The 26,331-nt window shown below is 70.0% G+C and carries 24 protein-coding genes and 3 pseudogenes; 20 read left to right on the forward strand and 7 right to left on the reverse strand.

Annotated elements, in window-relative coordinates; all coding sequences use genetic code 11:
- Positions 1 to 14: 14 nt before the first annotated feature.
- On the reverse strand, positions 15 to 251 hold the full coding sequence (locus tag ACGFNK_RS44595; RefSeq protein WP_393426854.1) for a substrate-binding domain-containing protein: 237 nt from the start codon (positions 249 to 251) through the stop codon (positions 15 to 17).
- Between ACGFNK_RS44595 and ACGFNK_RS44600 the strand changes: the two are divergent.
- From ACGFNK_RS44600 to ACGFNK_RS44630, 7 genes and pseudogenes are all read left to right on the forward strand, one after another.
- Positions 181 to 1,317 (forward strand): annotated as a pseudogene (locus ACGFNK_RS44600) (alpha-L-rhamnosidase C-terminal domain-containing protein); the annotation flags it as partial. The gene ACGFNK_RS44595 and the pseudogene ACGFNK_RS44600 overlap by 71 nt on opposite strands.
- Before the next feature lie 87 nt (positions 1,318 to 1,404).
- Positions 1,405 to 1,713, forward strand: coding sequence for a GNAT family N-acetyltransferase (locus ACGFNK_RS44605; RefSeq protein WP_393426782.1), 309 nt, complete (start codon positions 1,405 to 1,407; stop codon positions 1,711 to 1,713).
- Between the two features lie 32 nt (positions 1,714 to 1,745).
- Complete coding sequence (locus ACGFNK_RS44610) at positions 1,746 to 2,156, forward strand: (4Fe-4S)-binding protein (protein WP_393426785.1); 411 nt, start codon at positions 1,746 to 1,748, stop codon at positions 2,154 to 2,156.
- Positions 2,157 to 2,294: 138 nt separating this feature from the next.
- Positions 2,295 to 3,181: pseudogene (gene gnd / locus ACGFNK_RS44615) on the forward strand (phosphogluconate dehydrogenase (NAD(+)-dependent, decarboxylating)).
- Between the two features lie 289 nt (positions 3,182 to 3,470).
- The gene (locus tag ACGFNK_RS44620; RefSeq protein WP_393426787.1) at positions 3,471 to 4,421 is read left to right on the forward strand and encodes an NmrA/HSCARG family protein; all 951 of its coding nucleotides are present in this window, start codon (positions 3,471 to 3,473) and stop codon (positions 4,419 to 4,421) included.
- A gap of 115 nt (positions 4,422 to 4,536) precedes the next feature.
- Positions 4,537 to 5,004, forward strand: a complete 468-nt coding sequence (locus tag ACGFNK_RS44625; RefSeq protein ID WP_393426790.1) for a MarR family winged helix-turn-helix transcriptional regulator — start codon at positions 4,537 to 4,539, stop codon at positions 5,002 to 5,004.
- A 311-nt stretch (positions 5,005 to 5,315) separates the two neighbouring features.
- Positions 5,316 to 5,897, forward strand: a complete 582-nt coding sequence (locus tag ACGFNK_RS44630) for a hypothetical protein (protein ID WP_393426793.1) — start codon at positions 5,316 to 5,318, stop codon at positions 5,895 to 5,897.
- A 58-nt stretch (positions 5,898 to 5,955) separates the two neighbouring features.
- Here ACGFNK_RS44630 and ACGFNK_RS44635 read toward each other — a convergent pair whose 3' ends face one another.
- Positions 5,956 to 7,188, reverse strand: a complete 1,233-nt coding sequence (locus ACGFNK_RS44635; RefSeq protein WP_393426796.1) for an erythromycin esterase family protein — start codon at positions 7,186 to 7,188, stop codon at positions 5,956 to 5,958.
- Positions 7,189 to 7,246: 58 nt separating this feature from the next.
- Here ACGFNK_RS44635 and ACGFNK_RS44640 point away from each other — a divergent pair, with 58 nt between their 5' ends.
- The gene (locus ACGFNK_RS44640; RefSeq protein WP_393426799.1) at positions 7,247 to 8,038 is read left to right on the forward strand and encodes a TioE family transcriptional regulator; all 792 of its coding nucleotides are present in this window, start codon (positions 7,247 to 7,249) and stop codon (positions 8,036 to 8,038) included.
- A 329-nt stretch (positions 8,039 to 8,367) separates the two neighbouring features.
- Entirely contained in the window at positions 8,368 to 8,835 is a 468-nt protein-coding gene (locus tag ACGFNK_RS44645; RefSeq protein ID WP_393426802.1) for a MarR family winged helix-turn-helix transcriptional regulator, read from the forward strand.
- A 35-nt stretch (positions 8,836 to 8,870) separates the two neighbouring features.
- On the opposite strand, the gene ACGFNK_RS44650 is transcribed toward ACGFNK_RS44645, so the two are convergent.
- Both ACGFNK_RS44650 and ACGFNK_RS44655 read right to left on the reverse strand, forming a co-directional pair.
- Positions 8,871 to 9,242 carry a DoxX family protein gene (locus ACGFNK_RS44650; RefSeq protein ID WP_393426805.1) on the reverse strand — a complete coding sequence of 124 codons (372 nt, stop codon included), beginning with the start codon at positions 9,240 to 9,242 and terminating at the stop codon, positions 8,871 to 8,873.
- Between the two features lie 178 nt (positions 9,243 to 9,420).
- A complete protein-coding gene (locus ACGFNK_RS44655; RefSeq protein ID WP_393426808.1) occupies positions 9,421 to 9,909 on the reverse strand; it encodes a carboxymuconolactone decarboxylase family protein in 489 nt (162 codons plus the stop codon).
- A 122-nt stretch (positions 9,910 to 10,031) separates the two neighbouring features.
- Here ACGFNK_RS44655 and ACGFNK_RS44660 point away from each other — a divergent pair, with 122 nt between their 5' ends.
- From ACGFNK_RS44660 to ACGFNK_RS44680, 5 genes are all read left to right on the forward strand, one after another.
- Positions 10,032 to 11,024 (forward strand): pirin family protein, encoded by a 993-nt coding sequence (locus ACGFNK_RS44660; protein WP_393426811.1) that lies wholly within the window; start codon positions 10,032 to 10,034, stop codon positions 11,022 to 11,024.
- 20 nt (positions 11,025 to 11,044) lie between these two features.
- Positions 11,045 to 11,383: a GNAT family N-acetyltransferase gene (locus ACGFNK_RS44665; RefSeq protein ID WP_393426814.1), complete on the forward strand. Its 339-nt coding sequence runs from the start codon at positions 11,045 to 11,047 to the stop codon at positions 11,381 to 11,383.
- 97 nt (positions 11,384 to 11,480) lie between these two features.
- A complete protein-coding gene (locus ACGFNK_RS44670) occupies positions 11,481 to 12,587 on the forward strand; it encodes an LLM class flavin-dependent oxidoreductase (protein WP_393426817.1) in 1,107 nt (368 codons plus the stop codon).
- 69 nt (positions 12,588 to 12,656) lie between these two features.
- Positions 12,657 to 13,280, forward strand: a complete 624-nt coding sequence (locus tag ACGFNK_RS44675; RefSeq protein ID WP_393426820.1) for an FMN reductase — start codon at positions 12,657 to 12,659, stop codon at positions 13,278 to 13,280.
- Positions 13,281 to 13,292: 12 nt separating this feature from the next.
- Positions 13,293 to 13,721 carry a tetratricopeptide repeat protein gene (locus ACGFNK_RS44680; RefSeq protein ID WP_393426823.1) on the forward strand — a complete coding sequence of 143 codons (429 nt, stop codon included), beginning with the start codon at positions 13,293 to 13,295 and terminating at the stop codon, positions 13,719 to 13,721.
- 100 nt (positions 13,722 to 13,821) lie between these two features.
- Here ACGFNK_RS44680 and ACGFNK_RS44685 read toward each other — a convergent pair whose 3' ends face one another.
- On the reverse strand, positions 13,822 to 15,501 hold the full coding sequence (locus ACGFNK_RS44685; RefSeq protein ID WP_393426826.1) for a PucR family transcriptional regulator: 1,680 nt from the start codon (positions 15,499 to 15,501) through the stop codon (positions 13,822 to 13,824).
- A gap of 284 nt (positions 15,502 to 15,785) precedes the next feature.
- Between ACGFNK_RS44685 and ACGFNK_RS44690 the strand changes: the two genes are divergently transcribed.
- From ACGFNK_RS44690 to ACGFNK_RS44700, 3 genes are read left to right on the forward strand one after another with little or no spacing between them, the layout of a single operon-like run.
- Complete coding sequence (locus ACGFNK_RS44690; protein ID WP_393426829.1) at positions 15,786 to 17,054, forward strand: aspartate aminotransferase family protein; 1,269 nt, start codon at positions 15,786 to 15,788, stop codon at positions 17,052 to 17,054.
- On the forward strand, positions 17,051 to 19,936 hold the full coding sequence (locus tag ACGFNK_RS44695) for an FAD-binding and (Fe-S)-binding domain-containing protein (RefSeq protein ID WP_393426832.1): 2,886 nt from the start codon (positions 17,051 to 17,053) through the stop codon (positions 19,934 to 19,936). Before ACGFNK_RS44690 ends, ACGFNK_RS44695 begins: the two co-directional genes overlap by 4 nt.
- Entirely contained in the window at positions 19,933 to 21,372 is a 1,440-nt protein-coding gene (locus ACGFNK_RS44700; RefSeq protein ID WP_393426835.1) for an NAD-dependent succinate-semialdehyde dehydrogenase, read from the forward strand. The genes ACGFNK_RS44695 and ACGFNK_RS44700 overlap by 4 nt, the downstream gene beginning before the upstream one ends.
- Before the next feature lie 302 nt (positions 21,373 to 21,674).
- Here the strand turns inward: ACGFNK_RS44700 and ACGFNK_RS44705 are convergent, their stop codons facing one another.
- Together ACGFNK_RS44705 and ACGFNK_RS44710 are read right to left on the reverse strand one after the other, a co-directional pair.
- Positions 21,675 to 22,418 (reverse strand): IclR family transcriptional regulator, encoded by a 744-nt coding sequence (locus ACGFNK_RS44705; protein ID WP_393426838.1) that lies wholly within the window; start codon positions 22,416 to 22,418, stop codon positions 21,675 to 21,677.
- A gap of 367 nt (positions 22,419 to 22,785) precedes the next feature.
- Entirely contained in the window at positions 22,786 to 23,532 is a 747-nt protein-coding gene (locus ACGFNK_RS44710) for an IclR family transcriptional regulator (protein ID WP_393426857.1), read from the reverse strand.
- A 284-nt stretch (positions 23,533 to 23,816) separates the two neighbouring features.
- On the opposite strand from ACGFNK_RS44710, the gene solA reads away from it, so the two are divergent.
- From solA to ACGFNK_RS44725, 3 genes and pseudogenes are all read left to right on the forward strand, one after another.
- Positions 23,817 to 24,956, forward strand: a complete 1,140-nt coding sequence (gene solA / locus ACGFNK_RS44715) for an N-methyl-L-tryptophan oxidase (RefSeq protein ID WP_393426841.1) — start codon at positions 23,817 to 23,819, stop codon at positions 24,954 to 24,956.
- 2 nt (positions 24,957 to 24,958) lie between these two features.
- Complete coding sequence (locus ACGFNK_RS44720) at positions 24,959 to 26,020, forward strand: succinylglutamate desuccinylase/aspartoacylase family protein (RefSeq protein ID WP_393426844.1); 1,062 nt, start codon at positions 24,959 to 24,961, stop codon at positions 26,018 to 26,020.
- A 65-nt stretch (positions 26,021 to 26,085) separates the two neighbouring features.
- A pseudogene (locus tag ACGFNK_RS44725) lies at positions 26,086 to 26,331 on the forward strand (ABC transporter substrate-binding protein); the annotation flags it as partial.

The raw sequence follows: 26,331 nt of genomic DNA on the forward strand, positions 1-26,331 counted from the left end.
CGAGGCTCGTCGGCTTACCCCGGTGGCCGAGCCGTGGTCCGGCGCGGCACCAGCGTGGGGGACAGCCTGATCTGGACGGACGGTCTGTGCCGGTCGGCAATCCGGTCCCGCAACAGACGGGCGGCGTTCCTGCCGATCTCGTGGCCCGCCTGGTCGACACTGGTCAGCGACACCGGGCTGACCGTCGTCAGGGACAACTGGCCGGCGATGACCAGGTACTTGGACTGGATCCGGCAGCAGACCGGCGACACCTACTTCGGACAGGGCTCCCTCACCGGCGACTGGCTGGCTCCGCAGAAGACCAGCGCACAGCTCATGAGCGACGTCTACTACGGCTATGTCGCCCGGCTGATGGCACAGATGGCCCGCGCGATCGGCCGGACGGCGGACGGGGAGTCGTACGAGCGGCTCTTCGGACGCATCAAGCAGGCGTTCATCACCAAGTACCTGAGCACCGAGGGCGACCGGGTCACGGTGAAGTCCAGCCTGGGTGAAGCGTCACCGATCGAACCGGGCGCCGACCCCAACGAGAAGACGGAGGACAACAGCCAGTCGGCGCTGCTGTGGGTCCTCAAGCTTGGCTTCTACGAAACGGAGGCTCAACGCCGCACGCTCGTCGCCCTGCTGGCCGACAACATCGGCAACGACGAGGCCTACAAGGCCGCCCACACGAGCAGCAGCCGGGTCAAGTACGCCGAGAACACGCTGTCCGTCGGCTTCCTCGGCGTCAACGTCCTCGCCCCCGTCCTCACCGACGAGGGCCGCGCCGACCTGGCGTACAAACTGCTGCACCAGGAAGCGCTGCCGTCCTGGCTCTACTCGGTGAGGAACGGCGCCACCACCGTCTGGGAGCGCTGGAACTCCTATTCCCAGGACGCCGGCTTCGGCCCGGTCAGCATGAACTCCTTCAACCACTACGCGTACGGCGCGATCATGGAGTGGATGTACGCGTACATGGCCGGCATCGCCCGCGACCCCGACAGCCCCGGCTTCAAGCGCTTCCTGCTGCAGCCCCACATCGATCCCACGGGCAGGGTCACGCGGGTGTCGGGTTCGTACGAGTCGCCGTACGGCGAGATCAGGAGCGAGTGGAAGGTGGAGGACGGAGGCGGCGTCCTCGTGTACGAGGCGGAGATGCCCGCGAACAGCGAGGCGACCCTGCGGCTTCCGGCCGCCTCCGCCGACGCCGTCCGCGAGGGACGCACGCCGCTGGCACGAGTGGAGGGGGTGCGCTTCCTCGGTCACGCGGACGGGGTGGCCTCGTACCGGATTCCGTCCGGCCGGTACCGCCTGACCGCCCTGGTGCGGCTAAGTTGATACATCAACAACGTGTCGATAGTCTTACGTCCTGGCCGACCGACTCTCCCGTCCAGTCGGGCGGGACCAGGTCCAAGAGGAGGACGCATGGCAGTCGAAGTGAACGATCTTCCCGAGTCGAGGCGCTACGAGGCCCGGGTTGACGGAGAACTCAAGGTTGCGGGCGTCGCGGAGTACATCCGTACGGCGGAGCTCGTCGCGTTCGTGCACACCGAGGTCGCACCGGAATACGAGGGCAAGGGAGTCGGGTCCGCGCTGGCCCGCACCGCTCTTGACGACGCCCGCGCCTCGGGGCTGCGGGTATTGGCCACCTGCCCCTTCATCGCGGGCTGGATCGCCCGGCATCCCGGGTACCAGGACCTGCTGTACCAGTCCCGCAGCAACGTCATCGACTAGCACTGCCGCACACGGCGGTGAGGGAGGCCGGTATGAACGACAGGCCCGCGAAGAAGGCGTACAAGAGCGAGTCGATCACCGTGACCTTCGAGGCCCGGCGCTGTCTGCACGCCACCGAATGCGTCCGTGGTCTGCCGGAGGTCTTCGACACGGCAGCGCGGCCGTGGATCAGGCCTGACGGCGCCGCGGCCGATCGCCTGGCCGAGGTGGTGCGGCGCTGCCCCTCGGGGGCGCTGCAGTACCAACTCGCGGACGGCGGGCCGGAGGTCCCGGAGCGACCCACGCGGATCACGCGCGGCTCCACCGGCCGGCTGACCGTGCGCGGCGCGCTGCGCGTGGACACACCGGAACGTCCGCGTGCCGAGACCCGGGCCATTCTGTGCGGCTGCAGGCAGAGTCAGCTTCAGCCGTACTGCGATCATGCGGGGCCCTGCGGGCGGTGATTCCGCCGGGCCCGCCCCGCGCGCAAGTAATCGCCTCCCAGGGCTGGGAAAAGAGATCCCAGGCGGGGAACAGAGGCTTGCTCCTCAACTGTTGGTTGACCGGCTGCGAACAGCACAGGAGCAAGTGACATGACCGCTATGCGACTTGGCCTCATCGGACTCGGCAAAATGGGCAGCAACATGCGCGAGCGGCTTCGCCGCGCGGGCCACACCGTCATCGGTTACGACCGCGATCCCGAAGTCTCCGACGTCGGCAGCCTGGCCGAACTCGTCGGCGAACTCGACGGCCCGCGTGTGGTGTGGGTGATGGTTCCCGTCGGGGAGGCGACGCAGGAAGTCATCGACGAACTCGCGGAGTTGCTGTCGCCCGGTGACATCGTGGTCGACGGCGGCAACTCCCGCTGGACGGACGACGAGAAGCGCGCCTGCGAACTCGCCGCGTGGGGCGTCGGCTTCGTCGACGCGGGCGTTTCGGGCGGCGTGTGGGGCCTGGAGAACGGTTACGCGCTCATGGTCGGGGCGATGCCGCCGACATAGCCGTCGTGAAGCCCGTCTTCGACGCGCTCAAGCCCGACGGGCCGTACGGCTATGTCCATGCGGGGGCGGTCGGGGCAGGGCACTTCTCGAAGATGGTCCACAACGGCATCGAGTACGCGATGATGCAGGCCTACGCCGAGGGCTGGGAGCTGCTGGAGAAGGTCCACGCGGTCACGGATGTACGCGAGGTCTTCCGCTCCTGGCAGGACGGCACCGTGATCCGCTCCTGGCTCCTGGACCTCGCCGTCAGCGCCCTCGACGCCGCCGAGCACCTGGACAAGCTGCGCGGCTACGTGGAGGACTCCGGGGAAGGCCGCTGGACCGTCGAGGCGGCCATCGACAACGCCGTGCCGTTGCCCACCATCAGCGCCTCCCTCTTCTCCCGGTTTGCGTCCCGCCAGGACAACTCCCCGCAGATGAAGATGATCGCGGCCCTGCGCAACCAGTTCGGCGGCCACGCCGTCACCGCCGCGGCCGAAGGGGAGTAGCTCACTCGTCGCGTGCGCTGATGCCGAGCCCTGCGGCATGGGAGCGCCGTGGCCGGGCGTGGCTTCGGGGTGGCGTGCGGCTGCCAGCCGCAGGTCGGCCACGACGATCCCTCCACGGCCGCGTCCCAGTTCGTGTAGAGGTCGCGGGCCGCGGGGTCGAGGAGGACGTGCGGGCGAAAGTTGCGCTCCGGTACGGCAGTTCGAGAAGTTGATGCATCAAGCATATGGGTGTAGCTTTTCCGTTGACGCGTCAACTATAGGTTTCTCTCCTCGGACAGGAGTAACAGGCATGAGCGACAAAAAGGTCATCGCGATCGCCGGAGCGACGGGTGCACAGGGCGGCGGCGCCGCAAGGGCGATCCTCGCCGACCCGGACTCGGGCTTCGCGGTGCGCGCGCTGACCCGGAATCCCGACTCGTCCGCCGCCAAGGAGCTTGCCGGTCTCGGGGCCGAGGTCGTACGGGCGGACTTCCATGACGAGCCGAGCGTGCACAAGGCGTTCGAGGGTGCCTACGGCGCCTTCCTCGTCACCAACTTCTGGGCACACGGTTCAGCGGCCAAGGAGACGGACGAGATCAACGTGCTTGTCCGGGCCGCCAAGGCTGCGGGCCTGCGTCACGTGGTCTGGTCGACGCTGGAGGACACCCGCGAACTGCTGCCGCTGGACGACGACCGGATGCCCGTCTTGCAGGACAAGTACAACGTGCCGCACTTTGACGCCAAGGGCGAGGGAAACGAACTGTTCACACAGGCCGGAGTGCCGACGACCCACCTGAACACCACCTTCTTCTTCCAGGGGTTCCTGCAAGGCCTGGGCCCCCAGCGTGCCGAGGACGGCGTACTGACGCTGACCCTGCCGCTGGAGGACGGCAAGCTCCTTGCCGGCGTGGACGTGGCAGACATCGGCCGAACCGCTTTCGCCATCCTCAAGGGCGGCGAGCAGTTCATCGGCAGCACCATCAGCCTGGCGGGCGACCACCTCACCGGTGAGCAGTATGCGGAGAAGCTGGGTGCCGCGATCGGCGAGCCGGTGCGCTTTCAGTCCGTCCCGTACGACGTCTTCCGCACCCTCGACATCCCGGCAGCCGACGAGCTCGGCAACATGTTCCAGTACTACGGCGACTTCGACCAGGAGTTCACCGGCGCCCGCGACCTGAACCGGCTGCGGGAGCTGAACCCGGAGCTCAGGAGCTTCGACGCCTGGCTGGCCGAGAATGCCTCGAAGATCCAGGTGGGCTGAGACTGGCATCAGTCAAGGCCCGGGGCGCTGTCCCGGGCCTCCGTCGTGCCCCAGCTTGCCACGCGTCGACTCACGCGCACTGTTCGATGATTTATCAACTAGTTACACTCGCCTCATGGGAGAGACGGTGCCGTGGTTGACGCCGGAAGAGCAGTACGCGTGGCGGAGCCTTTTGCGGTTGCAGAAGCGGCTCGAGGCCCGGTTGTCGCGCTTGTTGCAAGCGGAGTCGAAGATGTCGATCGCCGATTTCGTGGTCCTGGTCAATCTCACGGACGTACCGGACGGTCGGAAGCGGATTCTGGATCTTGCCCGCGCCCTGGAGTGGGAGAAGAGCCGGATGTCCCATCACATCGCCCGCATGGCGAAGCGCGGGACGGTGGCGCGGGACGAGTGCGCCGAGGACGGGCGCGGCGCGTTCGTGGTGATCACGGAGGCGGGACGTGCGGCGATCGAGGCCGCGGCCCCGCGTCATGTGGCGGCGGTGCGCGCCGTGTTCCTCGATCACGTCACGCAGGCGGAACTGCGGACGCTGGCCCAGATCTCCGAACGGGTCGTGTGCAGGTTGGATGAGGGCGCGTCCTGATCCGTGGAACTGGGGCGCGTGGCGCGGTCGCGCATGGTTCGGGCATCTGGCGGGCGGCGGTGTACCGGGCCGGCCGCCGACTGCCCCGTCGTAGCGCCCTCAGGACGGTGAAGCGGACCGGGACGAGGCGGCCGCCGGTCGACCCGGACCCCTCCCGGGCTTGCGTGGATACGTTGCCGCAGGGCGGCTCGGGCATTGGAATCCGGGCGCGGAGGTTGGGAGGTCCCGTGGGGGCGAATCGAATGTCGCGGCTCCCGCCGAGCCGGGGAATGGTCGGTCGGGGACTGTTGGGAGCGGCCGGCGGCCTGGCGGTGGCCGCGCTGGGAATCGGCTCCGGCGCGTTGGTGATACACCGCTCATCCGGCGTGGAAGGCCCGGCGATCCTGGGCATCGTGATCTTCATGACGGGCCTCGTCGTCATGGTCGCCGTGGGGATCCTGGGCCTCCCATGGCCCTACTGCATTGCGACAGGGCTGCTGGCGGTCCTGATGGTAATGCCGCTCATGTTCTACGAAGACGCCGTTCTCGACCGGCGGGGGGAGCAGGTGACGGCCGTGGTTTCAGGGCGCCGCGACGTCGTCTCGCAGCCGAGTGGTGTCCCCGGCCATGTCTGCCGGGTTCGCCTGCCGGACCGGTCCGAGGCGGAAGTCGCCGGTCCGAGGTGCGACGAGGGCACCCGGATCGGCGACCGGCTGACCGTCTACCAGGACCCGGAGGGCAGGGTGCAGGCCAAGCTCGAGGTGCAGATGACGGCCGGGCAGCTGATGTGGCTTGTCTGGGCATGTGTAGCCGGGCTCGTCACGCTGGGGGCCCGGATCGGTGTCCACGTGGGTCGTGCTCAGCACCACACCGTAGGCGCTGCCGGTTCGGCGGGGACATCGCCCGCTGCGTAGCCCGGGTGCCGTCGACGAGTGGCCGACGACGCACGCTCGCCACCTCCACCAGTACTGGTCAGTCGTTGCTGAACGCTGGGGGAGTTTCGCTCCGCCGGGCGTCCTTGACGAAGACGATCCCGTCGGTGCCGGCCAGGTGTGCCGGGTCGAGTGGGGAGTAGCCGTACCAGGGGGACTCTCGGTGGGCGGGTGTCGCGTCGGCGAGCGCGGCGGCCAGTTGGCGGGCGTCGATCAGGCAAGGCTGTTGCGGAAGCGCGTACAGCAGCCCTTCGACGGTGTCCGGGGGCGGGGCGCCCACCCCCTGGTGGCGGATCGTGCCGAGGGCCGTGGCCAGGAAGGCGTACTCCTCGCCCAGGTGGGCGCTGACGATCGCGCCGGCGCTCCACCACTCCAGCAGCGGCTGGTCCCACATGCGCATCGTGCTCTTGTCTCGCTGGAGGTGGCCGTTGTGGGCGGACACCAGCGTCGGGCCCCGTTCGGCGAGGGCGAGCAGGTTGGCGGCCATCATCGAGTCCCGCAGGGACAGCAGCCACGGCATGCGGCTCGGTGACGTGTCGGCCATCCAGTAGTGGTAGCGCAGCAGCCCGGTGGCGGTACGCCCGTACAGGCGTGCCCGGTGCCAGTCCTCCTGCGAGGACGCCGCGATCAGCTGTGGCGTGTGCGCGTCGAGCAGGGTCACCAGATCATCGGCGAGCAGTCGCAGCTGAGTGGCGTCGGGCGTCTGCCCCACGGACTGGGAGGGGTCCATCATCGCGGCCGGATTGGTCCACCGGTCGTCAGCGTCGAGCAGGCGGTCGAGCGTTTCCGCGGTGCAGGGAAGCAGATCGGCGGCGACCCAGGCGGTGAGGCAGGCGTGGAGTTCGGTGAGGGCCTGCCGAGGGCTCGCCGCGCCGGTGATCTCCAGCGGGCCGTCGAAACCGGCGAAGCGGAGCTGCTCGGAGGCGGGCCGGCCGTCGTTGTACGCGTGCATCCAGCGCACCAGCTCGCGGTTGCCCGCGAAAGCGCCCCACTCGTGGCTGAAGCCGCGCTCCATGACGTCGTCGAGGGTGCTGGTGCCCGAGGTGACGTAGTCGTCCACGACCAGGCCCATCATGCAGTCGCTCTCGATTGCGATCGTGCGGTAGCCCTCCTGCTCGACGAGTTGCCGGAAGAGATCGTTTCGCAGCTCGAGCAGATCGTCCTCGCCATGGGTGGGCTCGCCCAGGGCGAGCAGCCGCGGCCTTGCCGGGAGCAAGCCCATGACGGTTGCAGGGTCGACGACATGGGCGGTGTCTGAGATGCCAGCAGTCATGCCCTCAACGGTATCGTTGAACCAACGGTGGAAACTTGTCGTCGATATTGGCAGGACAGTGAGGCGAAACCTTCAAAGTGGTGGTCGGCTCAGGCCGGCTGACCTGGCGCGAGCGCACGGTCTGTCCACACAGGCGGTCAGGAACTACGAGGCGGCCGGCATCCTTCCGGCCGCCGAACGCACCTCGCACGGCTACCGCACCTACACATCGCTGCACGCGCAAGCCCTGCACGCGTTCCTCGCTCTCGTGCCCGGACACGGCCACCAGACGGCCACGGCGATCATGCAGGCGATCAACCAGGGCGCCACCGAGGACGCGCTTCGGCTCATCGACGAAAGCCACGCCCAGCTGCTCGACGACCGCCGCACCCTCCAGGCCGTCGAAGCCGCGCTCCGTGACCTCGAGCCCGCACCCCAGGAACGCGGCGAGATGTTCGTCGGCCCCCTGGCGAGAAGGCTCGGCATCCGCCCGGCCACCCTGCGCAAATGGGAACGCGCCGGCCTGGTTCAGCCGCGCCGCGACCCGCAGACGGGCTACCGGGTCTACAGCGCGGCCGACGTACGCGACGCCCTCCTGGCCCACCAGCTCAGACGGGGCGGCTACCTGCTCGAACAGGTCGCCCCGCTGATCTCCCAGGTCCGTTCCGCCGGAGGCATCGCGCCTCTCGAGTCGACGCTGCGTGACTGGCACGCCCGTCTCTCGGCCCGAAGCCGCGCCATGCTCACCGGCGCCGCCGCACTGGACACCTACCTCAACTGCCGAACGGCCCCGCCCGCAGACAGACCGAGCGCCCGCACCACCGCCTCGTCAACCACGGTTCCGGTTCGGCCACCCAGTAGCTCTCGCTGATCGTCACCGTCGTCCCTCAACGGTCGTCGTCTGACTCCTCGCGCCCGCAGAGCGAATGCCGGAGAGTGCCCGCCACCGGGGCCTGTCGGGTGGATGGTCGTCGACGGGACCTCCTTGTCGCCCGGCGATTACGCCGTACTCCTCGCGCTGCGCGAAGCGGACGGCCGCAGATTCCGCCCCTGCGAATTGGCGGCCCGCATCAGCCGGCAACGCAGCACTCAGTACCGACGCGCGGGGCCCGAAGGCGCGGCCCGGGACAGTCAGGGCAGGACAGGTCGGGTCGCGCCTTCGGAGTTTGGTGAGCTGTCAACTACGTTTACCATTGCAGCATGGGAGAAACGGTGCGGTGGCTGACACCGGACGAGCAGCATGCGTGGCGGAGCTTTGTCCGGCTGCAGGAACGGCTCGGGGGCCGCTTGGCGCGCTTGTTGCAAACGGAGTCGGGTTTGTCGGCTGCCGACTTCGCGGTCCTGGTCAATCTGACGGACGTGCCGGAAGGGCGGCGGCGCTATCAGGATCTGGCCCGCGCGTTGGAGTGGGAGAAGAGCAGGATGTCCCACCACATCGCGCGGATGGCGGGGCGGGGTCTGGTGGTGCGGGAGGAGTGCCTTGAAGATGCCCGCGGCGCGTTCGTTGTGATCACGGAGGCGGGCCGTACGGCGATCGAGGCCGCTGCCCCGCTCCATGTCGAGGCGGTGCGCGAACTGTTCCTCGACCATGTCACGCCGGCAGAGCTGCGGGTCCTGGGCGACGTCTCCGAGCGCATCGTGGAGAAGTTGGACGGGGACGCGTCCTGACCCGGAAAGACGGTCGGCGCGCGGTGATGTGCGGGTCACATCGCGAGTCCGAGCGTCACGGCAGTGGCCACTGAAAGCGGGATGAGGAAGATGGGAGCCATGGCGTTCCCCCGCGTGGCCGGATCGGCGTAGTCGCCGGCCTTGGCGTGGAAGCCCACCGCGCCGACCATCGTGATGGCGAAGCCTATGGCGGCCGCGATGCCGAGCGGCGGCCAGAAGAGGCCCACGATCAGGCCCACCGCGGCGGCGACCTCGGCCAGTCCGACGAAGCGGACGAGGCCCGCGCTCAGCCCCATGTGCGACTGCAGCCCGGCGGAGACGTCGCCCTTGAGAAGCGCCTTGGGCGCACCCGCGGCCAGCGACACAAGGGCGAGGAGGACGCTGAGGATGGCGGCGGTGACGTACATGGGGTGGTCCCTTTCATGCGGTCCACGCCGGGGGCGGGGTGGATGCAGTGCTTCGTGGTTGATTCGTCAACAGGGGACTTTAAGTAGACGTAGATGATGTGTCAATCAAATGGCGAACCGTTTCGTAGGTTCGATGATCGAGCGATACGGCGAGCCGGGCCCGCTACGTCGGTCGCGCCTAGGCCTCGCGGAGTGCCGTCACCGGATGCTTGCTCATGATTGACACCCGGTTGAAGGCGTTCATGGTGATCGCCACCCAGATCGCGGCGGAGACCTGGTCGTCGGTGAGGACCTGCCGGGCGGCTTCATAGGCGGACGCCTGTGCGCCGGCGTTGGTCGGATCAGTCGTCGCCTCGGCCAGTGTGAGCGCCGCGCGCTCCGAGCGGGTGAACAGGTCGGTGTCCCGCCAGGCCGCCAGTACTCCCAGCCTCTGTGTCGACTCGCCCTCGCGTAGGGCCGCCTTGGTGTGTCTGTCCAGGCAGTAGGCGCAGCCGTTCATCTGGGACACGCGGAGGTTGATCAGTTCCACCGTGGTGCGGTCGAGTTCTGCCTCGGCGGCGACAGCGCGTACCGCCTCCGCGGTCTGCGCGAGGGCGTGGAAGGCTTTGGGGCTCTGTTTGTCGAGGAAGATCCTGCGCTGTGCGGATCCGGTGGTGCGGTTGCTCACCCGGGGCCTCCTTTGTGATCGCTGCGGCCGGTCCGTACGCCGGATGCGTCTTGTGGCCGTCAGCCCTGCTCTCGTGGCATGGTAGTTGATGTAACAACTAGAGGTGGCGAAAGGTGGTCCCCATGAGCAACGTCGAAACCAAACCCGCGGAGCTGAGATGCGGAGCCCTGGTCGACGACGAGGGGCGGCAGGCCGGAGTGACCGTGGTCGAGGTGCTGTCGGCGCGGGAGGTGCCTCTGGGCGGTCCGCGTGCGATGCGCGTGCGGCGGACGCTGCCGCAGCGGGCCCGTACGCTGATCGGAGCCTGGTGCTTCGCCGACCACTACGGCCCCAACCAGGTCACCACGTCGGGCGGCATGGATGTTCCCCCGCATCCGCACACCGGGCTGCAGACGGTGAGCTGGCTGTTCAGCGGGGAGATCGAGCATCGCGACAGCCTCGGCACCCGCGCCTTGATCCGGCCCGGCGAGATGAACCTCATGACCGGCGGATACGGCATCTGCCACTCGGAGATGTCCACCCCGCACACCACCGTCATCCATGGCGTCCAGCTGTGGGTGGCGCTTCCCCGGGAGCACCGGAACGCCGGCCGGGACTTCCAGCACCACGTACCCGAACCCGTGCGGATCGACGGGGCCGAGATCAGGGTCCTCCTGGGCTCGCTCGCCGGAAGCACTTCCCCGGTGCGGACCTTCACGCCCCTGCTCGGCGCCGAGATCACCCTCGAACCGCGTGCGGCGATCACCCTCCCCGTGGACACCGCCTTCGAGCACGGTCTGCTCGTGGACAGCGGTGATGTCCGCTTGCTCGATACCGTGCTGCGCCCGGCCGAACTCGGCTACGTTCGCTGCGGCGCCGACGCCCTCACGGTCGCGAACGAATCGGACGTTCCGGCGCGGGTGATCCTGCTCGGGGGACCTCCTTTCGAGGAGGAAATCGTCATGTGGTGGAACTTCATCGGACGCAGCCACGAGGACATCGTCCGGGCCCGCGAGGAATGGCAGGCGGCATCCGACCGTTTCGGCGCCGTCGAGGGATATCCGGGGGATCGCCTTCCCGCGCCTGCCCTGCCGAACGCCATCATCACCCCGCGCCGGAATCCTCCGCGTCGCTGACCTCCTGCGAAGGGCACATCATGAGCCAGTCTCCCGCCGCTCCGATCGTCGAGCGGGTGGACGCCCGTCACCGGTACGAGATCCTGGTGGACGGCCGGCCTGCCGGTCTGACCGCGTACCGCGACCGTGGTGAGCAACGGGTCTTCTTCCATACGGAGATCGACGACGCCTTCGCCGGTCAGGGCCTGGCCGCGCAGTTGGTCCAGCAGGCCCTCGTGGACGTGCGCGAGTCCGGGAAACGGATCGTGCCCGTCTGCCCCTACGTGGCCAAGTTCCTCAAGAAGCATGCCGAGTTCGCCGACATCACCGACCCCGTGACACCCGACGTCCTGAGGTGGCTGGAGGCGGAACTCGGCTGACGGGAGCCGCTGTCGGCGGGGCGGAATAGGGAAGCTCCGGAGTGCGTTGGAGGCGTATGGTTGATCTGTCAACCACATGAATGAAAGGCTGAGGACGATGCAGTTCGGCATCTTCACCGTCGGTGATGTCACCACCGACCCGAGCACGGGCCGTACGCCGACCGAGCACGAGCGGATCAAGGCGATGGTCACCATCGCGCAGAAGGCCGAAGAGGCCGGGCTGGACGTCTTCGCGACCGGCGAGCACCACAACCCGCCGTTCGTGCCGTCCTCGCCCACGACGATGCTGGGCTGGATCGCCGCGCGGACCGAGCGGATCATCCTGTCCACGGCCACCACGCTGATCACCACCAACGACCCGGTGAAGATCGCCGAGGACTACGCGATGCTCCAGCACCTGGCCGACGGTCGCGTGGACCTGACGATGGGCCGCGGCAACACCGGCCCGGTCTACCCATGGTTCGGGCAGGACATCCGGCAGGGCATCAACCTCGCCATCGAGAACTACGCCCTGCTGCACCGGCTGTGGCGCGAGGACGTCGTCGACTGGGAGGGGCGGTTCCGCACGCCGTTGCAGGGCTTCACCTCCACGCCCCGGCCGCTGGACGGGATACCGCCGTTCGTCTGGCACGGCTCCATCCGTTCCCCGGAGATCGCCGAGCAGGCCGCGTACTACGGCGACGGTTTCTTCCACAACAACATCTTCTGGCCCAAGGAGCACACCAAGAAACTGATCGATCTGTACCGGGAGCGGTACGCGTACTACGGCCATGGCAGCCCCGAGCAGGCCATCGTCGGCCTCGGCGGCCAGGTCTACATGCGCCCCAAGTCCCAGGACGCGATCCGCGAGTTCCGCCCGTTCTTCGACCACTCGCCCCTGATGGGTGGAGGGATCTCCATGGAGGAGTACATGGAGCAGACCCCGCTCACCGTCGGCACTCCCGAGCAGGTCATCGAGAAGACGCTCACCTTCCGCGAGCACTTCGGCGACTACCAGCGCCAGCTGTTCATCGTGGACGGCGGCGGAGTTCCGCAGAAAGCCGTGCTGGAGCAGATCGACATGCTCGGCGAGGAGGTCGTACCGGTGCTGCGGAAAGAGTTCGCCAAGTACCGGCCGGCCGACGTGCCCGACGCCCCCACCCACGCCTCACTGCTCGCCGCCCGCGACGCGGAACGCGCGCCGGCCGCCGGACGGACGGCCTGAGACCCGTACGGCCTGAGACCGCACGATGAGACGACCGCAGCACCCGAGACCATACGAAAGGACCTGACGATGAAGCCCCTGAAGCTGGCGGTCGTGTCGGCGGGCCTGCGCCAGCCCTCCTCCACCCGGCTGCTCGCGGACCGCCTCGCCGACGCCACCCGCCAGAGTGTGGCGGACGCCGGACGCGAGGTGGACGTGCAGGTGGTCGAACTGCGCGACCTGGCCACGGACATCGCCCACAACCTGGTCAACGGCTTTCCGGGGCATGCCCTGCGTGAGGCGCTGGAGGCCGTCACGGAAGCCGACGGCGTCATCGCGGTCACGCCGGTGTTCTCGGCCTCGTACAGCGGGCTGTTCAAGTCGTTCTTCGACGTGCTGGACGAGGGCGCACTCACCGGCAAGCCGGTGCTGATCGCCGCCACGGGCGGCAGCTCCCGGCATTCCCTCGTCCTCGAGCACGCGCTGCGCCCGCTCTTCGCCTACCTGCGCGCGATCGTCGTACCCACTGCCGTGTACGGGGCGTCCGAGGACTGGGGAACAGCCGGTGACGGGCGTACGGGTGGTCTCGCTTCCCGGGTCAGCCGGGCCGGTGGCGAGCTGGCAGGGCTCATGGCCGGCGGCAGGGCCGTTACGCGGCCCACAGAGACCGTCGTGCCCTTCGAGCAGCAGTTGGCCGCACTCCGGTCGGCGTGAGGGAGAGTACTGATGAGCGACAACTTCAACGACGCCTGGGCGAACGGCGGCGTCGCGCCCGACCGCTGGGCCAGCGCCCTGCACCTGTTCGACAACGGCGCCGGCGTGCCGCACGAGGAGACCACCGCCGAGCGCTGGGAGCGGGCTCGGTTGCTGTTCGAGGCCAGGGACTACATCGGCGCGGCGAAGCTGCTCGCCGCCGTCGTCGAGGAGGCCCCGGAGACCGGACCTCGGCTGCTGCTGGCCCGCGCCTACTACCACTCCGCACAACTGCGGCGCGCCGAGGGGCAGTTGCGCCTGATCGTCGAGCGCGATCCCGTGGAGCACTACGCCCACCTGATGCTGGGCCGCACCCTGCAACGCCAGGGTCGGCACGGGGAGGCGGAGCCCTGGATGCGCATGGCGGCCGCGTTCTCGGGTGAGTTTCCGGACGACGACTGAGCCGAGGGCGCGGGCGAGGCGTTTGTTGGCGGCGGACACTGGTCAACCGGTGTCCGCCGCCGACGTGTTGCCGAGGTGGCCGGTCAGGCAACCGGCCGGTTCACGGATGGATCCGCAAGATGTCCAGTGCCGTCAGCGCCACATGGAGTTCCGTGCGCTCTTCGCCGGACTCGAGGTCGCAGGCCAACAGACGCTCGATGGTGCGCAGACGTTGGTAGACGGTCTCGCGGGACAGTCCGCCGCGGCGTGCGGTGGTGGTCTTGTTGCCGGACGCGTCGAGGTAGTGGCGCAGGGTCGTCAGCAGGTCGGTGCCGTGGCGGGTGTCGTGGTCGATGAGGGGGCTGAGCGTGCGTTCGGCGTACTCCTGGATGCGGGGGTCCTCGCGGAATGCGTACAGCAGGCGGCGCAGTCCGATGTCGGGCAGTTCGTGGAAGGAGCGGTCCGGGGGGAGGGGCTGGCCGGGCGGCGTGGCCTCGGCGACGCGGGCCGCCGCGCGGAAGGAGCGGGCGGTGTCGCGGAGGTCCGTGACCTCGGAGCCGACGCTCACGACCGCCGTCGAGGCGACGTCCAGCGCGGCGCGGCCGAGCAACTCGGCGACAGGCCGCCAGGACTGGGACGGGCGCAGCGCCAGGAGGACGCCGAGACGGCCGGGAGCCAGCTCACCGACGAGTGCCGGGATCCCTGTGGTCCGCGCTTCCTCGGAGAGACGGGCCTCAAGGACCGCGGCCTCGTCCGAGTCCGACGTACGGAGGTCCGGTGTACCGAGATCCACGAGGATCGCGAGGAACCGGCTGTCCTCCGTGGGCAGACCCAGTGCGGCGAAGCGGGCGCGGGCGTCCTCGGGGGAGTGGTGACGCTGTTCGGCCAGGTCCCGCAGGGCGTCTCGATGTGCTGTGCGCTCCCAGGGCGTGGGGTGGATGAGGCGGGCGACGGCCAGGGCCATCGCCGTACGCTCCAGCACGGTGATGTGCTCCGGGCCGAAAGACGGCTCGACGGCCCGGACCGGGAGCATGGCCACGCGACCCCAGCGTTCGCCCTGGTACTCGACGGGTGCGGTGAGCCAGCCCTCGGGGCCTCCCACGCCCGGGTGGTCACCGGTCGGCGTCTCCCTGGAGCGCTGTTCCCAGTCGGTGAGCGCCTCCTCCAGCGTGCTGCCGGAGACCTCGTACGTCAGCACCTGGTGCACCAGGTTCTCCAGTACGACCGTCTGGCCGCTCAGCTGCGCCGCCACGCGGACCACGTCTTCCGGTCCCGCACCGCGCAGCGTCAGGGCGGTGAATGCCTCGTGGATGCGCTGGGTCCGGCGCATCGCCTCCGCCTGGCTGCCGAGGATGAGTGCGTGGACGACCTGGGTGACTTCCAGGAAGTTGACGTCCTTGGCGAGGGTGATCAGCGGGAGCCCGCGGGCCCGGCAGGCCTGGACGAGTGCGTCGGGCGGGCGGTGGTAGCGGCGTACGAGTTCGATGACCAGGGCTGCGGCGTCGACGCGGGCGAGTTCGTCGACGTACCGGCGCACGCCCGCCGGGTCCTCGGGCAGGGGCATGCCGGTGGTCAGGACGAGTTCGCCGCCCTTGAGGAAGGAAGCGGGATCCGTGAGCTCGGTGATGTGGACCCAGCGCACCGGCCGGTCGAGGTGCGCGACGCCGGTCACCACCTCCGGCCGTCCGGCGGCCATGACGGGGAGAGCCAGGACGTCGGCGACGGTGGGCGCGTGGCCGGCCGCGGAGGTGTCCCGGTCGTCGGCGGCCGGTGGACGATCCGTCGGGTGCTTGTCGTTCACGGTGTCTCCATAGGGGGTACCCGCGCTCGAGAAGCCGGGAGTGCGGGAGGAACCGAGACCTCGAGGCAGTGGCCCGGTCACTGTGGCAAGCGGCGCTGACCTGCGCAAGAGCTGTCCGCCGGCGTACGCCCCGTCGGCCGGCGGCTCTGCGGTTGACACAATGTCCGATCACCGCGTTCAGGCCGGACAGATCGCGCGTTGTAGCCGTCCGCGCCGGCGGAAATACTCGGGATAACAAGGGCAAGCAGACCACGCAGATCACGACGTACGGCCGGGAGACGAACATGACCGCACTGTCGCCGCACCTTCGCCAGGCCACCCCCGTGACGGCGGTCCGGGGCGAGGGCGTCCACCTGTACGGCGAGGACGGCCGCCGTTACCTCGACTTCACCGCCGGCATCGGCGTCACCAGCACCGGGCACTGCCACCCCAGGGTTGTGGCCGCGGCCCAGGAGCAGGTGGGCACGCTGGTCCACGGCCAGTACACGACCGTCATGCACCAGCCGCTGCAGCGACTGGTCGACAAGCTCGGCGAGGTGCTGCCGTCCGGCCTGGACAGCCTGTTCTTCACCAACTCCGGCAGCGAGGCTGTCGAGTCGGCGCTGCGGCTGGCCCGCCAGGCCACCGGCCGCCCCAACGTCGTTGTCTGCCACGGCGGTTTCCACGGCCGTACGGTGGCCGCCGCCTCCATGACCACCTCGGGAACCCGCTTCCGCTCCGGCTTCTCCCCGCTGATGAGCGGCGTGGTCGTCACCCCCTTCCCGAGCGCCTACCGCTACGGCTGGGACGAGGACACCGCGACCCGCTTCGCCCTCCAGGAGCTCGACTACACCCTCCAGACGATCTCCTCGCCCGCCGACACGGCCGCGATCATCGTCGAGCCGGTGCTCGGCGAAGGCGGCTACGTCCCCGCCACCCGCGCCTTCATGGAGGGCCTGCGGGAGCGCGCGGACCGGCACGGCTTCCTGCTCATCCTCGACGAGGTGCAGACCGGCGTCGGCCGCACCGGACGGTTCTGGGGCCATGACCACTTCGGCGTCACCCCGGACATCCTGATCACCGCGAAGGGCCTGGCCAGCGGTTTCCCGATTTCCGGCATCGCCGCCTCCGAGGAGCTGATGGCCAAGGCATGGCCGGGCTCGCAGGGCGGCACGTACGGCGCCAACGCGGTTGCCTGCGCCGCGGCCTGCGCCACCCTCGATGTCGTCCGCGACGAGAAGCTGGTCGAGAACGCCGACGCGATGGGTGCCCGGCTGCGCACCGGCCTGGAGGCGGTGGCCGAGCGGACGCCGGCCATCGGGGACGTACGCGGCCTGGGGCTGATGCTGGCCAGCGAGTTCGTCACCGAGGACGGCAGCCCCGACCCCGAGACTGCCGCCCGTGTGCAGCGCGCCGCCATCGACGAGGGCCTGCTCCTGCTGCTGTGCGGCGCCTGGAACCAGGTCGTACGGATGATCCCGGCGCTCGTCATCGACGAGAAGGCGGTGGACGAGGGCCTCCAGGCGTGGACGACCGCGGTGGAGGCCGGTACCGCAGGGGCGTCGCAGCGATGACGGAGTCCCTCGCGCGCCTGGTCGACGAGCTCGCCCGTACCGCTCCCGGACTGCGGATCGAGACCGGCGCGGGAGGGACCGGCGCTTACGCCTACGACGCCTCGAACTACCGGGTCCCGCCGCAGGCGGTGGCCTTCCCCCGCAGCGCCGACGACGTGTGCGCGGTGCTGCGGGCCTGCCGTGAGACGGGCGTCCCGGTCACCGCGCGAGGCGGCGGCACCAGCATGGCCGGCAACGCCGTCGGACCCGGCGTCGTCCTGGACTTCTCGCGGCACATGAACCGGATCCTGGACATCGACCAGGAGGCTCGCACCGCGCGCGTCGAGGCAGGAGTGGTCCTCGACGCGCTCCAGAGCGCGACGGGCCCGTACGGGCTGGCCTTCGGCCCCGACCCCTCCTCGCACAGCCGCTGCACCCTCGGCGGCATGATCGGCAACGACGCCTGCGGCAACCGGTCCGTGCGGCACGGGCGGACCAGCAGCCACATCGAGTCCCTGGAGATCGTCACCGCCGACGGCGTACGCGCCATCGCCGACCACAACGGGCTGCACCCGGTCGACCCCGATGCCGCAGGACACATCTCCCGCCTGGAACAGGACATACGGAACCTGATCGCCGACAACCTGGCTCCGATCCGCACCGAGCTGGGCCGCATCCCCCGCCAGGTCTCCGGCTACCACCTGCACCGTCTGCTGCCGGAGAACGGCTTCGACATGGCCCGCGCGCTGGTCGGCTCGGAGGGCACCTGCGCGGTCGTCACCGCGGCGACGGTACGGCTCGTCGCGACGGCCCCCGCCACGGCGCTGCTCACTCTCGGCTACGACGACGTCGTCGACGCCGCCGAGGACGTGCCGGAGATCCTGCGCTGGTCGCCCACTGCCGTGGAAGGCATGGACGAGGCGATCGTCGCCACCATGCGCGCCCGCCGCGGGCCGGACTCCGTCACCGGCCTGCCCGAGGGACGTGCCTGGCTCTACGTCGAACTCGACGGCGACGACGAGGCCGCGGTGAACCACCGTGCCGCCGAACTGCTCGACGTGCTCAAGGCCCGGGGCCGGATGACCGGCGGACGAGTCGTGGAGAGTGCGGCCGAGCGGCGCTCGCTGTGGCGGGTCCGCGAGGACGGAGCCGGGCTCGCCGCCCGTCTCGTCGACGGCGGGGAGTCCTGGCCCGGCTGGGAGGACGCGGCGGTCGCGCCCGAGCAACTGGCCGCCTACCTGCGGGACTTCCGCGGGCTGCTGACCACCCACGGGCTGACAGGGGTGCTGTACGGGCACTTCGGTGCCGGCTGCGTCCACGTACGCATCGACTTCGACCTCGCCACGGACACCGGGCGCGCTGCCACCCGCCGCTTCCTCTCCGAAGCGGCCGCGCTGGTCGTCGAGCACGGCGGAACGCTGTCCGGTGAGCACGGCGACGGGCGGGCGCGCGGTGAGCTGCTGGAGGTCATGTACAGCCACGGGATGATCCGGGCGTTCGCCGCCTTCAAGGAGACCTTCGACCCTCAAGGGCTCCTGAACCCCGGCGTCATCGTCGACCCGGCTCCCCTGGACGCCGATCTGGCGCTGCACACGCCCTCTGTCGTGCTGCCCGTAGAGACCCTCTTCTCCTTCCCGCACGACGAGGACGGCTTCGAGGGCGCTGTGCGCCGCTGTGTCGGCGTCGGCCGCTGCCGCAGCGACGCGGGCGGTGTGATGTGTCCCAGCTACCGAGCCACGGGCGAGGAGAACCACTCCACGCGGGGCCGGGCCCGGCTCCTCCAGGAGATGGTGCGGGTCGGGACCGTCCAGGACGGCTGGCGCTCGACCGAGGTCAAGGACGCCCTCGATCTGTGCCTGTCCTGCAAGGCGTGCTCCAGCGACTGCCCGGTCGGCGTCGACATGGCCACGTACAAGGCGGAGTTCCTGCACCACCACTACAAGGGCAGGCTCCGGCCCCGCTCCCACTACTCGCTGGGCTGGCTGCCCCTGACCTCGGCCCTGGCCGGATACGCCGCCCGGCCTGTCAACGCGCTGCTGCGCGGGCCGGCGGGCAGGGTCCTCGCCCGCCTCGGAGGCGTGACCACGAAGCGCAGGATCCCGGCGTTCGCCTCCCGGCGCGCCCTGCGCAAGACCCTGCGCGCCACGAAGACCGGCGAACCTCCGAAGGCCCTGCTCTTCGTCGACAGCTTCACGCGCGCCTTCCGCCCCGAGGTCGCGGGCGCCACGAGCCGCGTACTCGCCGACGCCGGAATCCCCTGCACCGCCAAGGACGACCTGTGCTGCGGCCTGACCTGGGTCAGCACCGGCCAGCTGTCCGTCGCCCGCCGCATCATGGCCCGTACGGTCGCCCGCCTCGACAACGGCGACGACCGGCCCATCATCGTGGCCGAGCCCAGCTGTGCGGCCGCGTTGAAGCGTGACGTGCCCGAACTCCTCGGCACCGACGCGGCCCAGCGCGTCGCGGCCCGCGTCCACACCCTCACCGGCGCCCTGACCGACCTGGCCGCCCCCGAATGGACGCCCCCCGACCTGCCGGACAACGTCGTCCTGCAGACCCACTGCCACGAATACGCCACCTTCACCGGCCGCCGCCCGCGCGACCTGCTGCGCAAACTCGGCGTACGCAAGGTCGACGAGGCCGAGGGCTGCTGCGGACTCGCCGGCAACTTCGGCTTCGAGGAGCAGCACTACGACACCTCGATGGCCGTCGCCGACCTGGCACTGAAACCGCGCCTCGACGCCGTCGACGGAGCCGAGCGGACCGTTGTCGTCGCCGACGGATTCAGCTGCGCCACACAGATCGACCACCTCGCCGGAGACCGCGACATCCGCGCCCTGCACCTCGCGGAACTGCTCGACCCCGCCGCCGATCGATCCGATCAACCAGGAGAAACCTCATGACCGACACACCCACGCAGTTGTTCATCGGCGGTGCCTGGGTGGACGCCGCGGACGGCGCCACCCTGCCCGTGGACGACCCGGCGACCGGCGAGATCATCGCTCACGTCGCCGACGCGGGCCCCAAGGACGCCCGGCTCGCGGAGGACGCGGCCGTGGGGGCACAGGAGGGGTGGGCTCGTACGGCACCGCGGGCACGCAGCGAGATCCTGCGCCGCGCGTACGAGATCATCATCGACCGCACCGACGAACTCGCCCACCTGATGACAGCCGAGATGGGCAAGCCGCTGGCCGAGGCCAGGGGAGAGGTGGCGTACGCGGCGGAGTTCTTCCGCTGGTTCTCCGAGGAGGCCGTACGCATCGACGGCAGCGCCGGCATCCTGCCCGACGGCCGCAACCGCATGCTGCTCTCCCGCCGCCCGGTCGGCCCCTGCCTGCTGATCACGCCGTGGAACTTCCCGCTGGCCATGGGCACCCGCAAGATCGGCCCGGCGATCGCCGCCGGCTGCACGATGATCCTCAAGCCGGCCCCGCAGACTCCTCTCTCCAGCCTGGCTCTCGCCGCGATCCTCAAGGAGGCCGGGCTGCCGGACGGCGTGCTGAACGTCGTCCCCACCTCCCGTGCGGGGGAGGTGTGCGAACCGCTCCTTCGCGGCGGGCGGGTTCGCAAGCTTTCTTTCACCGGCTCCACGCAGGTCGGGCGGCTGCTGCTCGCGCAGTGCGCCGACACCGTCGTACGTACATCGATGGAGCTGGGTGGCAACGCGCCGTTCGTCGTCTTTGAAGACGCCGACCTGGACAAGGCCGTGGACGGCGCGATGGTCGCCAAGATGCGCAACATGGGTGAGGCGTGCACGGCCGCGAACCGCTTCTTCGTGCACCGGTCGGTGGCGGAGGAGTTCGGGCGGCGGCTCGCCGAGCGCATGGGCGCGTTGGTGGTGGGCCCCGGCACCCGGGACGGGGTCGATGTCGGTCCGCTGATCGACGCGAAGGGACGGGCCAAGGTCGAGGAGCTGGTCGCCGACGCGGTGGAGCGCGGCGCCGAGGTGCTCGTCGGCGGCCGTACGCCTCAGGGCCCCGGCTGCTTCTACCCGCCGACCGTGCTCGCGGATGTCGATCCCGAGAGCCGTTTGATGGACACGGAGATCTTCGGCCCCGTGGCGGCGATCCTCACCTTCGAAGACGAGGACGAGGTCGTACGCCGCGCCAACGACACGCCGTGGGGTCTGGTCGGCTACCTCTTCACCGAGGGCCTCGACCGCGCCCTGCGGGTCAGCGAACGCCTGGAGGTGGGCATGGTGGGCCTCAACACGGGCCTCGTCTCCAACCCGGCCGCGCCCTTCGGCGGCGTCAAGCAGTCCGGGCTGGGCCGCGAGGGCGGCAGGGTCGGGATCGACGAGTTCCTGGAGTACCAGTACCTCGCGGTGCCCGTGCAGTGACGGCGGCTGTCCTGCCCTGACGTACGCCCCGTCGCGCACCGTGGGCCACCCCGTGCCCGGCCGACCTGTCCTGGTGGCCGGGCATGGAGGCGGCCCGCGTTCGCCCAGCCCGACGGCCGCCTGCGCACGTGAGGGTTGGGTACGGGGCGTACCGCGCGCAGGGTGGCCAGGCAGGAACCGCCGCTGCGGGGCCTGCACCAGTCAGGGGGAGCGGGCGCCGTAGAGCGCAAGTAAGCACGGTTCGGACCGGCGTGCTGTCGTCCCCCCGGCGGTACGCGGCTGTCTCCGGCCCGGGAACGCCCTCAGCGCAGGTGTCGGGCGGTGATTTCAGTCGCGGTGTCGGTCACCAGTTGACCCAGATCCGCGAGCCGGCCGGGCTCGAAGCGGGAGTCGGGCATGGAGACGGCCACGGCGGCCAGTGGCACGCCGTCACCGTCCAGGACGGGCGCCGCGATGGCACAGACACCCTGGAGGTACTGGTTGTGGTTGACGGCGTATCCACGGTCTCTGACGCGCTGGAGCTCCGCGCGCAGCTCCGCCGGGTCGGTGATGGTCTCCTCGCCGTAACCCTCGAGCGTGCCGGACGCGACCTCGTCGACCTCGGACTTCGGCAGATGGGCGAGGACCGCGTGTCCGCCGGCCGTGGCGTGCAGGGGGGAGGTGTCGCCGATGGCGTGGTGCGTCCGCACGGCGTGGTCGCAGTCGACGCGGTCCACCACGACCATGCACTGCAGGGCGTCGGGCACCGACAGGTGGATGGTCTCGTTCACCGCGTCGCGGAGCCGCGTCATGGGCTCGCGGGCGGCGGCGAACAGGCTGGACCCCTGCAGGGCGGCGGGCCGTACAGCGAGGATGCGGGCGCCGATCTCCCAGCGGGTGGTGTCCTTGCGGTTGGCTCGCAGCCAGCCGGCCTGCGCCAGCGTGACCAGGGTGCGCTGCACGGTCGATTTCGGCAGGCCGAAGAGCTTCGTCAGCTCTCCCACGGTCACGGGCTGATGCTTGGCGACCGCCTCCAGGATGCGCAGTGACCTGGTGACGCTCTTCATTTCCAATTCCGGTGCCCCCGTCAGTTGTGTGGCTGCGGCGTGCTCACTTCTCGACTCCCTCCCAGGAGTCGTGGACATGTCGTGCCAGATGCTAGCACTGCGTTCCACAATCTGGCATAGAGTCGGTGGGGCCGGTGATGGGGCCGGTGTCGAGTTGCAGGAATCCGCTGTTCCTCGCGGAGATGACCGGCGACAGCGCCCGGACGGCGCTGTGCCGCGCCGTGTGGGGCAGCCGCCTTGTGCCCGGGCCCTCCTTCAGTGGGCGCAGGCGGTGGGTGCCTCGAGATGCACTGAGGGCCGGCTCCCACGCTTGCGCGTGCGAGCCGGCCCTTGTCGGGTGCGGGGCTCTCGGGCCACCGCCTTCCGCTCAGGCACCCACCAGGCGTCCGGTGATCTCCGCGGCCGTGTCGGCGACGAGGCGGCCCCACTCCGGTGCCCGGTCCGCGTCGTACCGGGAGTCGGGCATCGAGATGGCCACGGCGGCCAGCGGTGTTCCGGCCTCGTCGAGTACGGGCGCGGCGAGGGCGCAGACGCCCGGGCGGTACTGGTTGGTGTTGATCGCGTACCTGTCGGTGCGGATGCGGTCCAGCTCGGCGCGCAGCTCGTCGGAGCTGGCGGGGGTCGTGTCGCTGAACCGTTCCAGTCCCTGCGCGACGAGTTCCTCGACGTCCTGCTTCGGAAGGTGGGCGAGGATGGTGCGCCCGACTGCGGTGGCGTGCAGCGGAGAAGTGTCGCCGATGTTGTGGAAGGTCCGTACCGCGTGGTCGCAGTCGACGCGGTCCACCACGACCATGCACTGCAGGGCGTCGGGCACCGACAGGTGGATGGTCTCGTTCACTGCGCCCCGGAGGCGGATCATGGGCTCGCGGGCGGCGGCGAACAGGCTGGACCCCTGCAGTGCGGCGGGCCGTACGGCCAGAACCCGGGCGCCGATCTCCCAGCGGGTGGTGTCCTTGCGGTTGGCTCGCAACCAGCCGGCCTGCGCCAGCGTGACCAGGGTGCGCTGCACCGTGGACTTCGGGAGGCCGAAGAGCTTCGTCAACTCCCCGACGGTGACCGGCTGATGCTGGGCGACGGCCTCCAGGATGCGCAGTGACCTGGTGACGCTCTTCATTTCCATCCAGTTTCCCCCTGTTAATCCTCGGAATTTCTGCTGGACACCCTCTTGACGCGCCTTCGAGCCGCTGTCATTCTCGTGCCAGATTCTAGCACAGCGTTCCACAATGTGGCACGGCTCAACCGGGAGAGATCCCGGAGACATGAGCCGGAACTCCGAGACACGACGGTTGCGAGCTGTGGGCCCGACGAAGGGCCCGGCCCCCGCCTGAACGACCTCGAATCGATCAGCCTCACGTCGGGGGCTCAGCATGCGCCCCGGCGATACGAAAGGAAAGTCCTGTGTCAGCTGCCAGGAAGCGCGTCGCCGTGGTCGGCGTGGGAACGATGGGCAGTCAGGCCGCCTGGCGGCTGGCGGCCCGCGGCGCCGAGGTCGTCGGCTACGACCGGTACGCCCCTGGCCACGACCGCAGTGCCGCCGGCGGTGAGACCCGGATCTTCCGCAGCGCGCACTTCGAGGACTCCCGCTACGTCCCGCTCCTCAAGCACGCCGACGCCCTGTACGAGCAGCTCCAGCAGGAGACGGGCCGTGAGCTGCGCCGTCTGACCGGGTGCCTGCTGATGGGGCCGACCGAGCAGCAGCAGATGGCCACCGTCCTTGAGTCCATCGCCGAGCACGACCTCGACCACGACGTCCTGGATGCCGAGACGCTGGCCAAGCGTTTCCCGCAGTACCGCATCGAGGACGGCGACGCGGCCGTGCTCGACCGCCGCGCCGGCTTCATCCGCCCCGAGCTGACCATCCAGACCGCCGCCCGCCGCGCCGAGCAGCTGGGCGCCGTGATCCACCGCTACACCACGGTCCGCGAGATCGTGCCCGTCGCGGGCGGCGGGGTGGAGGTCCGCACCGACGCCGGCAGCGAGCGCTTCGATGCGGCCGTCGTCACTGTCGGCCCCTGGGTCAACGACCTGCTGCCCGGCCTGCCGTGGGAGGTGGAGATCCTCCGCGTGGTCAGCGCCTGGTTCATGCCCACCACCGATGTCTGGTTCGGCGAGGAGCGTCCCGCGTTCATCCGCACGGCCCCCATCCACTGCTATGGCCTGCCCTCCCCGGACGGCGTCTCCGTCAAGCTCGGCCTCTCCCAGGCCCTGCACAAGCCCGCGGGCGACCCCAACCAGCTGAACCGGACGGTGCGGCCGGAGGAGCTGGAGATCTACAGCGATCTGATCGGCCGCTACCTGCCCGACCTGCACCCCGACCCGACCCGCCTGTCGGTCTATATGGAGGGCTACACCAAGAGCAGCCGTCCGCTGGTCGGCCCGCTGCCCGGCGCCGAGAACGTGATTCTGCTCGCCGGGTTCTCCGGCCACGGCTTCAAGCTCTCGCCCGCCTTCGGTGACATCGCCGCCGACCTCGCGCTGGACGGCTCCTCACCCCAGCCCATCGACTTCATCTCCACCCTCGACCGTACGGAGGCATGACCATGAGCGGCGCCACCCTCTCCGTCGGCTCCCTGCACGCCGAGCCCGGCACCAAGGCGCGCGGCACCGTCCGGGCGGACCTGGGCATCCTCACCGCGGACATTCCGCTGACCCTGGTCAACGGCACCCGCCCCGGCCCCCGGGTCGTCATCACCGCCGGGGTGCACGGCGGCGAGTTCACCCCCATCGACGCCGCCGTACGCCTGGCAGACCTGCTGGAACCCTCTGAGGTGCGCGGGCAGGTGATCATCTGTCCCGTCGCCAACCCCAACGCCGTGTACCAGGGCCGGCTCAACGTCTCCCCGGTCGACGGCGTGAACATCAACCGTGTCTTCCCCGGCGACCCGGACGGCGGCCCCACCGAGCGAATGGCCGCCTGGCTCTTCGCCCACCTCGTCGACGGCGCCGACGTCTACGTCGACCTGCACTGCGGCGGCATCGACCAGGTCCTGCGGGACTTCGTCGGCTACCGCCTCACCGGGGACCCGGACCTCGACAAGGCGACGGCCGAACTGGCCGGCTCCTTCGGTATCGAGGACGTCCTGATCGGGCTGACCGCCGAGGGCGGCAACAGCCACGCGGCCGCCGCCCGCCGGGGCATCTCGGCGGTCCTCGTCGAGGTGGGTCAACGCGGGCAGCGGGACGAGCCCACGGCCCTCCGCCGCGTCGACGGCCTGCTCACGGCACTGCGCCACCTGGACGTCCTCGACCAGGACGGCTCCGCCCCGGCGCCGATCCGCGAATGGGTCTGGTCCGCCGGCGTCACCGCCGAGGCCACCGGCCTGTGGTACCCGGAGTTCTCCTTCGACGCCGACGTCATCGGCGAAGTGGCGGAGGGCGACGTCCTGGGCCGCATCGTCGACCCGGCCGACGGCACGGAGCACACGGTCCACGCCCCGGCCGGCGGGCGGATCGTCTACGGCATGCACGGCCTCACCGTCCGCCCCGGCACCGAACTGGCCGCCCTGGCCATCCCGTGGGACCCCGACACGGCCACGCGACCCGACACCCTCCCGGTCCCCGGCATGGGCCGCGGATCCGACGAGGCGGACCCCCGCCCCTAGACCCCCCATCCCCAGCCGACCCTCTTTCCCCCTTTCCCCGTAGCACCACCCTCAGGAGGCACACCATGAGAGACGCCCGTATAGACCGCAGGCTCTTCCTGCGCGGAGTCGGCGGAGCCACGGCGGGTCTCGCCGCCGCGACCGCCCTCAGCGCATGCGGCACCGGCACCAGTCGCACCCCTTCCGGCAGCGCGAAGGGCGGCAGCAAGACGGTGGTCGTCCGTGACAGCGGCGGTGCCTACGGTGCGGCCCTGCAGAAGGCGATCTACACGCCGTTCACGCAGGAGACCGGTATCGCCGTCAAGGTGCTC

The sequence above is a fragment of the Streptomyces sp. NPDC048825 genome (assembly GCF_043198355.1).
Taxonomy (GTDB): domain Bacteria; phylum Actinomycetota; class Actinomycetes; order Streptomycetales; family Streptomycetaceae; genus Streptomyces; species Streptomyces xiangluensis.